The organism is Halomonas sp. DP5Y7-2 (genome assembly GCF_019802025.1).
GTDB classification, from domain to species: Bacteria; Pseudomonadota; Gammaproteobacteria; order Pseudomonadales; family Halomonadaceae; genus Halomonas; species Halomonas litopenaei_A.
The window spans coordinates 76,501-89,625 of sequence record NZ_JAHVHY010000010.1 but is presented as its reverse complement, the minus strand read 5'-3'; the positions used below and the strand labels follow the sequence as shown (position 1 = coordinate 89,625).

The 13,125-nt window shown below is 60.5% G+C and carries 9 protein-coding genes; 5 read left to right on the top strand and 4 right to left on the bottom strand.

The features are described from left to right. Positions 1-75: 75 nt before the first annotated feature. Both KUW18_RS18345 and KUW18_RS18340 read right to left on the bottom strand, forming a co-directional pair. The gene (locus KUW18_RS18345) at positions 76-552 is read right to left on the bottom strand and encodes a C40 family peptidase (RefSeq protein WP_308126695.1); all 477 of its coding nucleotides are present in this window, start codon (positions 550-552) and stop codon (positions 76-78) included. Positions 553-937: 385 nt separating this feature from the next. Continuing rightward, a complete protein-coding gene (locus KUW18_RS18340) occupies positions 938-3,394 on the bottom strand; it encodes a DUF1266 domain-containing protein (RefSeq protein WP_222164241.1) in 2,457 nt (818 codons plus the stop codon). Between the two features lie 369 nt (positions 3,395-3,763). Here KUW18_RS18340 and KUW18_RS18335 point away from each other — a divergent pair, with 369 nt between their 5' ends. From KUW18_RS18335 to KUW18_RS18325, 3 genes are all read left to right on the top strand, one after another. Next, on the top strand, positions 3,764-5,203 hold the full coding sequence (locus KUW18_RS18335) for an NAD-dependent succinate-semialdehyde dehydrogenase (RefSeq protein WP_206944390.1): 1,440 nt from the start codon (positions 3,764-3,766) through the stop codon (positions 5,201-5,203). A 167-nt stretch (positions 5,204-5,370) separates the two neighbouring features. Beyond that, positions 5,371-6,663, top strand: a complete 1,293-nt coding sequence (locus KUW18_RS18330) for an aspartate aminotransferase family protein (RefSeq protein WP_206944392.1) — start codon at positions 5,371-5,373, stop codon at positions 6,661-6,663. A 181-nt stretch (positions 6,664-6,844) separates the two neighbouring features. Continuing rightward, positions 6,845-8,263, top strand: a complete 1,419-nt coding sequence (locus tag KUW18_RS18325) for an amidase (protein WP_222562064.1) — start codon at positions 6,845-6,847, stop codon at positions 8,261-8,263. 1,299 nt (positions 8,264-9,562) lie between these two features. Here KUW18_RS18325 and KUW18_RS18320 read toward each other — a convergent pair. Beyond that, entirely contained in the window at positions 9,563-9,802 is a 240-nt protein-coding gene (locus tag KUW18_RS18320) for a GlsB/YeaQ/YmgE family stress response membrane protein (RefSeq protein WP_206944395.1), read from the bottom strand. A gap of 371 nt (positions 9,803-10,173) precedes the next feature. After that, entirely contained in the window at positions 10,174-10,728 is a 555-nt protein-coding gene (locus tag KUW18_RS18315; RefSeq protein WP_222562063.1) for a DUF924 family protein, read from the bottom strand. Between the two features lie 161 nt (positions 10,729-10,889). Between KUW18_RS18315 and KUW18_RS18310 the strand changes: the two genes are divergently transcribed. Together KUW18_RS18310 and KUW18_RS18305 are read left to right on the top strand one after the other, a co-directional pair. After that, complete coding sequence (locus tag KUW18_RS18310; protein ID WP_206944397.1) at positions 10,890-11,111, top strand: hypothetical protein; 222 nt, start codon at positions 10,890-10,892, stop codon at positions 11,109-11,111. A gap of 359 nt (positions 11,112-11,470) precedes the next feature. After that, entirely contained in the window at positions 11,471-13,066 is a 1,596-nt protein-coding gene (locus tag KUW18_RS18305; protein ID WP_222562062.1) for a solute:sodium symporter family transporter, read from the top strand. Positions 13,067-13,125 lie beyond the last annotated feature (59 nt).

The window sequence follows — 13,125 nt, the reverse complement described above, 5'->3', positions numbered from 1 at the left end:
ATTCACAGGACAGCATCATGGGGCGCAGGCCATGACCAGTGACCTGAGCAGCCGCTTGTCCGCCATCAAGCGCTATCAGCCGCCAAACTGTGCCGGGCTGTAGGCAAACTGTCGCATGCTCAGATGTGTCGGCTCGAGCGGGCGGCGCGCCTGCCAGTAGTAGCGGCGCCAGTAGCTGTTGTCGAGCTTGGAAATCATGACACCACGTGAAGAAGACGCGTGCAGAAAACGCCCCTGCCCGACGTAGATGCCGACATGACGATTGCCAGGAGGCTTGAAGAAGACGAGATCACCAGGGGACAGCTGATCGCGAGTGATGGGTTCGCCCATGTGGAGCTGGCTGCCGGTGGTTCGGGGTAGCTCGACCTGGAAGGCGTCGCTGAAAATGTTCTGCACCAGCGCCGAACAGTCGATGCCACTCATGTTGGTGCCACCAAACCGATAGGGCGTTCCCGCCCAGCGATCGTGTTCTGCCATCAGGGCCTCACGAATCGCGGCGGCTGGATCATCCAGGAAGCTGCCGCCGGTATTCGGCACTTCAACAGGTGACATTCGCGAGGCGGCTCGCTCCGCCAATGTCGGCATGTCTCTGCTGAAATAATCGTTCTGGGCAGTATCCTGTTGACTCGCACATCCGACCAACAGGCCAAGCATCATCATAGCCGCTGTCACGCGGCAGGTCTGGGCGACGCTCATGCGACACACACCTCATTCCCTGAACCGGACCCGCTGACGACAGATCCGGCGCCCAAGAGCCCCTGTGGAAGTGACGCACTAGTGCCACTGCCACAATACCCTCAGCTACGCTAGTGGATCGACGACCCCCTTCTTTACGGGGGGTCTGACGAAAGTTCTCATGGATAGTAGCCAAAATAATCTGTTATGACGATAGATCAGGACAATTTTTTGGCACTTTTTTTCTGTTGTTCCAAGACGATCAGTGCAGGGTTCGACCATCTCCCGGCAAAGTATCAATATGCAGAGGTGCCCAGTGTCGCGGGCGCGCCCCCGGAAAGTCCAGGCTCGCCCAGGTTCCCGCGAGGGGTGGAGCTCCCGACAACCAGGCGATCAAAGCCTGTCGAAAACTGGCCAGAAATGACTCGCGCTCGGGCGTCTCACCCATGAAGAACGAGAATCCTGCGTACAGCCCTCTTGCGTAGTCCTGCCAGCCGGCATAGTGGGTAGATGCCAACTGATAGGCCCGTTCAAGCAGGGCCAGAAAGTCTGGCTGTGCCAGCCACCCAAGCTGTCGACCGGCAATGGCAAGGTCGACGGCCTGTGCCAGATCCCAGGCACACATGTCGATATCGTTGCAATGGTCGGCATTGTCGCGAACACGCAGCAGGCGCAGCAGGTGATTACGCTCCTCCTCATTGCACTCCCCGGACTCAAGAGTGGCAATCTCGGAGTTCAAGCGCGCGGCATTCAGGGTGTAGGGCGCATAGTTGATCTGATACTCCTGACGATCTCCCACATCGAGCAGAAAGCGCACGAAATCGATCAGCTCCGTCGCCGTATGCAGCCCGTAATGGCCATCGATCCAATCGCGGATCGACGCACCCTCACGATCGCTCTCTGGCTGAGGCAGACTCCAGGAGGCGGTATTCAAAGGTCCGACCAGAGACAGCGCCGTAAAATGCATCAGACTGGGCCGCTCTCCCGGCTCTCGCCAGTCCCCGCCCTGCCAGGTCAGCCAATGAAACAGACTGCCAGGATCGTCCAGGTGCCAGCGAATCTCATGACTCAACGTCGGCTGTTCAGGCTCCGGTAGCAGACTGTCCCAGGTCGCCCACGCTTCGAGTAGCCGCTTTGGCGAACTGTAAAAACGGCACAGGACATCACGCAGTGCTGCCGCCATTTCCTCAAGACTGGCGGCATCAAACTGCTCACTATCCATGCTCATCAACAGGTAGAAAGCGTACTTTTCCGCCATATGAATGGTGGCCGAGTGGCGCGTGGCCTTGGCCAATCCGTCACGCCCGGAGATGTCGCCAGCGGGCGCATCACCAAAGGGGGTTCGGGCGGAGGGCAAGGCACGATGGGCAGCGTCGGCCGCCAGTTGGTTAAGATGATGGGCCTGGGCCGGTAACCAGTAGCGAACCAATGCCCGGGCCCCTTCGTCCGGATGCAGGTCCAGCGTCTCGACCAGATACTTGCGGGCTTCATCTCGGCGGGACTGCACCAGTGTCGGCGACGGCCCTTGGCGCGCAGCCAGTTCGGGCTCGCGTACCGAGGCCAGGGCGAGCACCCAGTGCCGCGGCGATAGACGAAAGCCACGGGCGGCCTCGCGCGAGGCCTCAATCATGCCTTCGTCCAACAGCTCCGCCAGACTGTCCTGCCAGGGGCTGAGGGGAGAGCCCATCAGCCATTGCCAGTCCGCGGCCAAGCTGGGAAGCCGGTCCTGACCTTCGAACAACCCACGCCCCCGCTGGTAGGACCGAGCCAACGCGCTCCAATCACTGTACCGACGCTGCACCAGGTCGGCAGCGTGATAGGCCATTAGAGCTGCGTCGCTGGGGGACAGCCAGCCCATGCAGGCGCCCGCCCAGGCCAGGTCCACCGCACGCAGCCAGTCCCAGGCGGCCCACTCCAGCGGCTCGCCCTGGTCGATGTAACGGCACAGCAGGCGGCCGTAGGCACGCTCCTGGGGGCCGAGACCTTCACACCACGCCTGTCGCTCTGCGGTGCTGACACTCATCAGTCGCGAGGCGTCGATATCCCACCCCTGCCGGTCGCCTTGGCTCGTCAGCCAGAGCAGCGCCCGCTCAAGATCCTCGACACAATGAATCTGCCAGACCTCAGCCAGCCAGGTATCGACACCCTGCCAGTCGTGCTGACTGGCTGGCGTGACCAGCACGGGAGAGAAGGCAGCACGAAGGCGCCAGACACGATCCTCGGGACTATCCGGCCATAGCGGCCCGACAGATGCCTGGGCGAGGCCCTGTTCCAGCAATGGCCAGGTGATACCAGCACCTTCGCCCTCCAGCTTGGACAAGGCTCGGCAGGCATCGAGCAAACCTTCGTCGCCGTGCAACCAGCCTTCCCGACCACGCGCCTCGCACAGGGCCTCAAGCCAATCATCCAGGCTGTCGTAGCGGCGCTGAATCTCGCGGCAGCGATTGACGGCCCAGGACCGGGCGACATCGGCTGTCAGCCAACCGGCAGCCCCACCCAGCGCAATCAGCTCCAGAGACGCCAGCAATTGCGATGCGGATGCATGACCGGCCGCATCCAGCTCAAGCAGACGCCAGGCCAGCTCACCTCGATCCACCACTTCAATGGCAGCCAGGCGCTCAAGCGCCGCCTCTTCCGGCAACGTCAAAGGGTCAGGCATGAAAGCCCAGTCACACAGCACCAGTTGCTGCGCCCACCAGGCATTGAGCGGATCAACCAAGTCTCACCTCGCTGGAACACGAATATCAGGCCGGCCCGGCAGAAGCCTGCTACGGCGTTTCACTCTTCACTATGTTGCGTCGCCGTCTCTACACAACCGTGCTTGTCGACAGGCAACCCCGCAGTGGCCGCAGAGCCAACGTCGCAGGCGGTGGCAACAAGACGGCGACATAGTGTACCGGAAACTGCTCGTCGCGCCGATGCCAATGTCCTGTTCGAGGGGTGAACGATGGTCGTGCTGTGCGCTTCCACCGGATTCTTCAAACAGCCGTAAAAAATTATGATCACGCCCCTTGGCGCCATGTTTCAAATAATGCACACTCGTCAATCATGAGATAACACCTATTCCCTGACTTTCGCGGAGCCCCCCATGTCCAACGCTCAGGACCTGATTATCGACAAGGCATACATCGGCGGCCAATGGCGTGCCACCGACCGTCGCTTCAGTGTGACCAATCCCGCCACGGGTGCCGTTCTGGCAGAAGTACCGGACCTCGGTGCCGATGAGGTGAAAGAGGCCATCGGCGCCGCTGATCAGGCCTGGGCTGGCTGGAAGCGCAAGACCGCCAAGGAGCGCTCCGCGCTGCTACGCGCCTGGTTCAACGCGATCATGGACCATCAGGAAGCCCTCGCCGAGCTGATGACCCTTGAGCAAGGCAAGCCGCTGGCAGAGTCTCGCGGCGAAGTGGCCTACGGGGCTGCCTTTGTCGAGTTCTATGCCGAGGAAGCCAAGCGCATCGCCGGCGAGACGCTTCCAGGCCACGGCCAGGACAAGCGCATTCTGGTATTCCGTGAACCGGTCGGCGTGGTCGCTGCCATCACCCCGTGGAACTTTCCGCTGGCCATGATCACCCGCAAGTGCGCCCCTGCTCTGGCAGCAGGCTGCACCGTGGTGGTGAAGCCGGCGGAGGCGACCCCTCTGACCGCCCTGGCGCTGGCCAAGCTGGCAGAAGAGGTCGGCATCCCCGCTGGTGTCATCAATATCGTGACCTCCAGCTCGCCTCGCGAAGTGGGCCCCGTGCTGACCGGTGACGCTAGAGTGCGCAAGGTGTCTTTCACGGGCTCTACTCCGGTAGGCAAGATTCTGCTGGCCCAATGCGCAGATACCGTCAAGAAGGCTTCCATGGAGCTAGGTGGCAACGCTCCCTTCATCGTCTTTGATGACGCTGACCTGGACGCAGCCGTGGAAGGCGCCATTGCCTCCAAGTACCGCAACTCCGGTCAGACCTGTGTGTGCACCAACCGCTTCCTGGTTCAGGACGGGGTGTACGATGCCTTCGTCGAAAAGCTGGGCAAGCGCGTTGCCCAGCTCAAGGTGGGCAACGGCCTGGAAGAAGGCGTGGTCCAGGGCCCGCTGATCAACGCGGCCGCGGTGGACAAGGTGCAATCGCATATCGCTGACGCCCTCGACAAGGGTGCGCGTCTGGTGACCGGTGGTGAAGCTCTGGAAGGCACCTTCTTCCAGCCCACGGTGCTGGCCGATGTCACCACCGCCATGCGCGTGGCCAAGGAAGAAACCTTCGGCCCGTTGGCCCCCATCTTCCGCTTCAGCAGTGACGATGAGGCCATCGCCATGGCCAATGATACCGAGTTCGGCCTGGCTGCCTACTTCTACGCCAGCGATTACCGTCGCATCTGGCGCACCATGGAGCAGCTGGAGTACGGCATGGTCGCCATCAACGAAGGCATCCTGTCTACCGAACTCGCGCCCTTCGGGGGCGTCAAGGAGTCGGGTCTTGGTCGCGAGGGTTCGCGCCATGGCCTCGACGAATACACCGAACTCAAGTACGCCTGCGTCGGCGGCCTGTGAAAGCCGGGCGACCAGCCGTCTGCCTCATGCCACGAACACCAGAGGAACACTTGAGTTAGACCGTGCATCCTCACCACAAAATATGCCGGGACGCGCACTGCGCGTCCTGTCGTTAACGTCTACCCTGAACACACTCTCTCCACACTGCAGGCACAAGGAGTCTGAAGATGTCCAACGCACAACTGAACGAACTCAAGCAAAAGTACGTGGCCAAGGGTGCCGCCAGCCCCGCGACCGCCTTCGCAGACCATGCCAAGAATGCGGAACTGTGGGACGCCGACGGCAACCGTTTCATTGACTTCGCCGGCGGCATTGGCGTCCTCAATATTGGTCACTGCCACCCCAAGGTGGTCCAGGCGGTCAAGGACCAGCTGGACAAGGTGATGCACACCTGCCAGACCGTGATGCCCTATGAAGGCTACGTCAAAGTGGCCGAGAAGCTGGCCGAGATCACCCCGGTGCGCGGCGATGCCAAGGTCATGCTCGCCAACTCCGGCGCCGAAGCGCTGGAAAACGCGGTCAAGATTGCGCGTGCCGCGACCGGCCGCAACAACGTCATCTGCTTCGACGGTGGCTACCACGGCCGTACCTTCATGACCATGGCCATGAACGGCAAGGTGGCTCCCTATGCCAACGACTTCGGCACCATGCCGGGCTGCGTCTTCCGCGCCGGCTACCCGGTCGCTGAGCACGGCATCAGCGAAGAGGAAGCCATTCGTCGCCTGAAGATGGTACTGAAGACCGACGCCAACCCGGCCGACACCGCGGCCATCGTGCTTGAGCCTGTGCTGGGCGAAGGTGGCTTCTACCCGGCTCCGCAGAGCTTCCTCGAAAAGATTCGCGAGATCTGCGACGAGCACGGCATTCTGATGATCATCGACGAAGTTCAGAGCGGCTTCGGTCGTACCGGAAAAATGTTTGCCATCGAACACAGCGGCGTTCAGCCCGACCTGATGACCATGGCCAAAAGCATGGCAGCGGGCATGCCGATCTCAGCTGTGGTCGGCACTGACAAGCACATGGACGCCTCCGGTGCCAACTCGCTGGGTGGCACCTATGCCGGTAGCCCAGTGTCCTGCGCCGCCACCCTGGCGGTACTAGAGGTGTTCGAAGAAGAGGATATCCTGGCCAAGAGCCGCGCGCTGGGTGACAAGCTGGCACAACGTTTCGCCCAGTGGGCCGAGACATTCGACGCTGTCGTGCACCCCCGCAACCTCGGTTCCATGGCCGCCTTCGAACTGAACGGCAAGGATGGTCAGCCGGCCCCCGAGCTGGCCGCTGAACTGTGCAAGCGCGCTCGCGAGAACGGCCTGATCCTGCTGTCCTGCGGCATGTTCGGCAACACCATTCGCTTCCTCATGCCGGTCACCATCGAGGACGCGGTTCTCGAAGAAGGCCTTGGCATCATCGAGAACGACCTCAAGGCCATGCTGGGCAGCACTGCCGCCGCCACGGCGTAATGCTCAGACGCTGACGGCCCACCGCCGTCATTCCTCGACGCCACCGGCTGATGCCGGTGGCGTTGTTGTTTGGGGGCAGTAAAACAGCAGCAATGCTCGCCCTTGCGGGCAGCCAGATTGGAAAAAATGTGCCCAAACAAGCTACGGTAAAGCCTCACTCATGGACGCGAGGGACCCGACCATGCAAGAGGATGAACTGGGCAATATGGGCGTTGCGGCACTGACGGAACATTACCGCAATGGCAGCGTCTCACCGCTGGAAGCGACTCGAGCCGCCCTGTCCAGGATTGAACGCTTTAACCCGACCGTTAATGCCTACACCTATATCGATGCCGAAGGCGCCGAGAAAGCCGCAACAGCCTCGGCACGGCGATGGGGGCAAGGCAAGCCACTCAGTCCCATCGACGGCGTACCGGTCTCCATCAAGGACCTGACCAACGTCGCGGGCATGCCAACGTCAAATGGCTCGCTGCTGGGGTCTCGTCAGCCCTGTGACACTGATGCGCCACCGGCCCGGCGACTGAGAGAGGCCGGCGCTGTTCTGCTGGGCAAGACCAACACGCCGGAAGATGGCTGGAAGGCGGTCACCGATAACCGAGTGTTCGGTGCCACCTGCAACCCCTGGGACACTCGCCTGACGTCCGGCGGATCGTCGGGAGGTGCTGCCGCAGCTGCCGCCCTGAACATGGGAGTGCTGCATCAAGGTGGCGACTCTGGCGGTTCCATTCGCATACCCGCCGCCTTCTGCGGCGTCTTCGGCTTCAAACCAAGCTTTGGCTGGACACCGCAGTGGCCGCCAGCGGAGGCCCCGACGCTTTCCCATATCGGCCCGATCACGCGCACGGTGGAAGACGCCGCCGCCATGCTCAATGTCATTGGCCGCTACGACTACGTGGACCCCTATGCTACCCGAGGTCAGCCGAGCGACTGGGGCCAGGACCTGGGCCAGGACTTGCGCGGTCTGCGCATCGCCTTCTCCACCGATCTCGGCTTCGCCGACGTGGACCCTCAGATCGTCGCCAAGGTCAGAGAGGCCGCCCACCACCTCGAAGCCTTGGGTGCCGAGGTCTGCGAGGTCAACCCAGACCTCCTGTCGCCCCTGTGGATCTTTCAGCGACTGTGGTTTACCGCCTCACTGGAGATGGTCTCGCAGCTCAGTGATGACGACCGTGCCAAGCTGGACCCCGGCCTTTACGAGAATGCCTTGCGCGCAGAGGACTGGAAGGCCGTAGAGCTCTTCCGCGCGCAGGCCGCCCGGGCCGACCTGACGATGCGCCTGGAACAGTTCAATCAGGACTATCACCTGCTGATGACCCCATCCGTGCCCATCAGTCCCTTCGAGATTCACCACCAGGTGCCTCCGGGAAGTGGCATGCGCGACTGGGAGGAATGGGCGCCCTTCTCCTACCCCTTCAACCTCAGTCAGCAGCCCGCAGCGTCGGTTCCCTGCGGCTTTACCGAACAGGGACTGCCGGTCGGTTTTCAACTGGCGGGAGGCAAGTACGATGACGTCAGGGTGCTCAGGGCGTGCCACGCTTACCTGCAGGCACACCCACCCCGCTTTCCCTCCCTGCCTGACCCCGCCCGTCATGCAGGCTGAATGGCGCTTGCCATCGGCGCCAAGGGAAGATCAAAAATTAAACACAACATAATGGCGCTGCTACTTCAAACCCACCACTTAACCCAATGACAAGCCCCTTCCAGCGCCCTACCCGTATGAGAAAAGCGAAGGTATCCCGACCTTCGCTTTTCTCCACCACCACATTGGCGATTTAGTGGCATTCAAACTCCGCGACGAGCCCTGTCGAAGGAATCCTCATGGGAATACCATTTACCACACTAGGAACAGATGAGACGAATGCATCATCCTCATTTCCCGTTATGGTATAGTTCGAGTCGCCACATACCTCTTCAGCCTCTTCTCTCACATTGTCCATGTGATCCGATTTTGATGCCCAAACATTACCACTACTCGTCACTCTGTATTTATGCGGCCCGATATTTTCGGAATGGGCTATTGAGCATGCTGAAATCAAGAAAACGCAGCATAGCGCGATGATAAATATAAAAAAATTTCTCACAATCTGATACCCCTTATTCTTGGAAAACCTGGTAAACATGAGTATGCACAGCATCTGAGGCCACTTCTCACTATCACAACTGTCCTCGCCTATTTTGAGAAAGTATCCTTCACAGGCTGCCTATCGACTATGCAAATCTCTAACTCGACCACACCACACATAACCATCACAAACTTGACCTAGATCAAAACCCATGAGGCAAAGAAAGCGTTCCACCTCTATGTTAATGAGCACACATACTTTACCCCACGTCATTAATTGGAAGCTTATCCCATACGGTGGAAGACATAGTTTGCTAGCCAGAAACAACGAATACACGGCTTCACCTAGTCAGCAAGGCCGTTGTACTAACGACTAACTCCGGACCCTATCTTGAAGAACACATCATGGTGCGCGTTATCATCGAGTAAAAACGGAGCAACCGAGTGATAGCAAGTCTGCTCGAGCGGTGACCGCAGGCGACCAATCGAAAAATGACTCACTATGGATAGCCCGATGACAGGTATCCTGCATATCAGCGCAATATCGTCACCGCATGCCTCCCCGACCAGGTAAACGGCGACCTTCATCATCTGTCGACCACGGGCCGAAACCTCTATCGCTGCTTTGAAACACCCTGCAACGCTGCCTCAGCGGTACCCGTCATGGCGAAGAGCGCCTACCGGGCAGCCATGGCGTGAACAAGAGAACCGGCGTAACGAGATGCCTAGCCCGCCCAAACGCCAAGGGCCCGGTGCAATGCACCGGGCCCTTGGCGTTTGGGCGATGATGACGCTCCTTGTGAGGCCATATCACCCCTCAACGGTCGTGAGTGAACGCTAACCTCGCAGCTTCCCCACGCCCCATAGCAATACCACGGCACCTACCACGGCCGTCACCAGTGAGCCGATGAATCCTCCACTGGAAAGCCCAACCAGGCTGAACAGCAGGCCACCGATCAATGCACCAACGACACCAACCCCGATATTGCCAAGCAGACCGAAACCACCGCCACGCATGATGTTACCTGCGATCCAGCCGGCCAGTCCGCCAATGATCAACCACGCGATAAAGCCCATTGCGTTCTCCTTCGTCGCTGAATGAAAGCTTGCGGTTCTGCGGTACAAGCCCCCCAGCGGCAGATCCCTTGGCCGAGGAGCAAGACCTTCAGGCGTGCCCTAGAGGCCATCGCCCATGCATTTACAGCTATACCATTACATTCATGCATACGAAAGTAGCGATCTGTATCTCGAGCCATGCAACAGGAGGCCTGGCTAAGCACCAGCGGCCCCTACCGCGGCCACCCTAGATGGTCAACAGCCGTGCTCTACCGCCACAGCACACCACCATGGAGCCACCAGCAAAACGCAATGCCTGGCCTTCATCAGCCCCCGCACAGCTTGCGAGCCCTCACTCACCGCGTCTGCCTTCTGGCCTCACCGAGTCACCGTCAGAAGCGATTTCCCGGCTCGGCGAGGAACGCCTCTTCCTCTGGCGTGGAGCGCCGCCCCAAGGCAGCGTTGCGCTGAGGATAACGACCGAAGCGGAGCAGTACCTCCCGGTGCCGGTGCTCATGGTGCAAATTGCTTTCCAGTCCCGGTTGGTCAAACAGGCGCGAGGCTTCCTCGTGTATCGGCAGTGACTCGCTGTGCATGTACGGCATGTAGAGAAAGGCACGCCAGGCGACATCCAGCACCCGATCCGCCCCCTGTGCCACCGCCTCCTGCGCCAGCACCAATGCCTGGCCATCGCAGGCGAAGGCAAGCGCACTATCACGGTGGATGTTTCGCGAGAACTGATCCAGGACCAGGATTTCCGCCAAACGCCCGCGTGCCGAGGTACGCCACTGCCAGGTCTCGGCGGACGCGGCAGCAGACAGCGTCGCACTGAACGCATCGCGCATACGTTGATCCAGGTCGGCGTCCTTGGCAAACCACTGCCGCGGCGTCAACGTGTGAAACCAGAACTCGATGACCTCATCGGCTCGCGCTACCGCTACTGACATGGCATTCTCCCCCTTCCAGAAATCCTCTGCCATTGGCGCCCGGCTACCGGCATTGGTACGCCGGCACCGGATGATGGTCGACCACCACCACTCGCCAAGATGGCATTGTGTGATCGCTCGCGTGACTCACCCGGCCACCCACCTGCTGGATCCCATCACCCATGACACCCTTCGAACTGCTTCGCTCGCTGGCGGTCGTCTTTCATATGTCTGGCCTGGTCGTCTGCCTGCTGGGTCTGCATATCGCTCGCACCCATCGCTGGCCAGGGCGGCTTCTGGCCGCCTGCGGATTCATCATTGCGGCAACGCCTACATTGCTGCAACTATTTGGCATCGTTGAGCCTGTGCCGGTTCCAGCAGTTCTTCCGGAAGCACACGGCTAAGACAAAAGATGTATGGCTCGAGCGTGATAGCCACATAAACTAGCCAACATGCTGCCAACAGGCACTATATCGACGAACTTAATCCTTTAAGAAACGGAAAAGCGCGTTCACCTCAGGCGGCCTGACCGCGCTGGCTCCGCCATCGCGACCAGCATGTGCAGGGGCGATCTCGATACCGATCATCAAGTGAAGCGATACAGCTGCAATACTGCATACAGCGTCCCGGGACCCTTGACCACCGGTTAGCACCGGCGGGGGACGCTACCACTGAACCCATGGTCGGCCAGTACCGTCGTCGCCCCCACGGCACGCGCAGCGGGAACGCCGCCACCGCGGAACACGATTGCAAGGATGACACGATGCCCCTACTGACCTTTGCGTCCTTTTTGTTCTTTACCGGCCTGGTCGCCTTCATCACCTGGCGGATTACCCGCCGGGACGACCATTCCAGCACCAGCGGCTTCTTTCTCGCTGGCCGCAGCCTGACCTTCCCGCTGATTGCGGGCTCATTGCTGATGACCAACCTGTCCACGGAGCAGATGGTGGGCTTGAACGGCTCAGCCTTCACCGATGGCCTTAGCGTCATGGCCTGGGAAGTGGTCGCCGTCATGGCACTGGTGGCACTGGCGCTGTTCTTTCTGCCGCGCTTCCTCAAGAGCGGGATCGCCACCCTGCCCCAGCTGTTGGAAATCCGCTTCGACAAGGGCACCCAGCTGATCACCAACGTGATCTTCCTGATCGCCTACGCGGTGGTGCTGCTGCCGATCATCCTGTATTCCGGCGCGATCGGCCTGCAAGGGATGCTCGACCTGTCGGGACTGACCGGGATCGAATCCAGTACCACGCTGCTATGGCTGACGGTGTGGATTGTCGGCATCATCGGTTCCATCTATGCCCTGTTCGGCGGCCTGCGCACGGTGGCCGTGTCCGATACTCTCAACGGCATCGGACTACTTGTCGGTGGCTTTGTCATTGTCTATTTCGGCTTGCAGGCCGTCAGCGACAGTGGCGGCGTTCTCGCCGGCTGGGACATCCTCAAGCAGTCCAACCCCGAGAAGATGAACTCGATCGGGGGCAGTGACCAGAGCGTACCGTTCTTTACCCTGTTCACCGGGGTCTTTCTCATCAACGTGTTCTACTGGACCACCAACCAGCAGATCATCCAGCGCACCTTTGCCGCCAAGAACCTGGCCGAAGGCCAGAAAGGCGTGCTGCTGACGGGCTTCTTCAAGCTGCTGGGTCCGCTTTACCTGGTCCTGCCCGGCATCATTGCCTATCACCTGTATGCCGACCAGGGCATCAAGGCGGACGAAGCATACGGCCACCTGGTCTTTAACGTGCTGCCCGCGCCGCTGACAGGCTTCTTTGCCGCGGTGATGGTTGGCGCCATCCTGTCATCCTTCAACTCGGCGCTGAACTCTACCACGACGTTGTTCAGCCTGGGCCTCTACAAGGCCGTACTCAAGAAGGACGCCAGCGAGGCCCAGGTGGTCAGGTCCAGCCAGGTGTTCGGTTGGATCATGGCAATCTCGGCCATGACCATTGCGCCCCTGCTGGCGGGTCAGGAAAGCCTGTTCGGCTACCTGCAGAAAATGAACGCCATCTACTTCATCCCCATTCTTGCCGTGGTAGTCGTCGGCCTGCTGACCAAGCGGGTGCCGCCCATGGCCGCCAAGATCGCTCTGGTCGGCGGCTGTCTGATGATCTTTGCAGGTTACTTCATTCCCCCGTTCAACAAGCTGCCCGTGCTGATGCACGAATTCCATTTCGTTGCGCTGGTCTTCGTGTTGCTGGTGGTCATCATGCTGCTGATCGGCAAGTGGCGCCCACGCACCGAAGCCTGGCAGCAGGAGGACGTCGGCGCAGTGGATCTGACACCCTGGAAAGGCGCCGTTCCCGCAGGCATCCTGCTGGTCGTACTGGTGATTGCCATCTACGTGGCCTTTGCTGGCTGAAGCCCCCCACTCCCTCGAGTCGCCTCCATAACGCCTCGCTCCACCCCACTGGAGCGGGG

Bases quoted from the DNA above. Each gene is read 5' to 3' on its own strand.
- KUW18_RS18345 (WP_308126695.1), bottom strand. From the start codon at position 552: ATGTCACCTGTTGAAGTGCCGAATACCGGCGGCAGCTTCCTGGATGAT.
- KUW18_RS18335 (WP_206944390.1), top strand. From the start codon at position 3,764: ATGTCCAACGCTCAGGACCTGATTATCGACAAGGCATACATCGGCGGC.
- KUW18_RS18330 (WP_206944392.1), top strand. From the start codon at position 5,371: ATGTCCAACGCACAACTGAACGAACTCAAGCAAAAGTACGTGGCCAAG.
- KUW18_RS18325 (WP_222562064.1), top strand. From the start codon at position 6,845: ATGCAAGAGGATGAACTGGGCAATATGGGCGTTGCGGCACTGACGGAA.
- KUW18_RS18320 (WP_206944395.1), bottom strand. From the start codon at position 9,802: ATGGGCTTTATCGCGTGGTTGATCATTGGCGGACTGGCCGGCTGGATC.
- KUW18_RS18315 (WP_222562063.1), bottom strand. From the start codon at position 10,728: ATGTCAGTAGCGGTAGCGCGAGCCGATGAGGTCATCGAGTTCTGGTTT.
- KUW18_RS18310 (WP_206944397.1), top strand. From the start codon at position 10,890: ATGACACCCTTCGAACTGCTTCGCTCGCTGGCGGTCGTCTTTCATATG.
- KUW18_RS18305 (WP_222562062.1), top strand. From the start codon at position 11,471: ATGCCCCTACTGACCTTTGCGTCCTTTTTGTTCTTTACCGGCCTGGTC.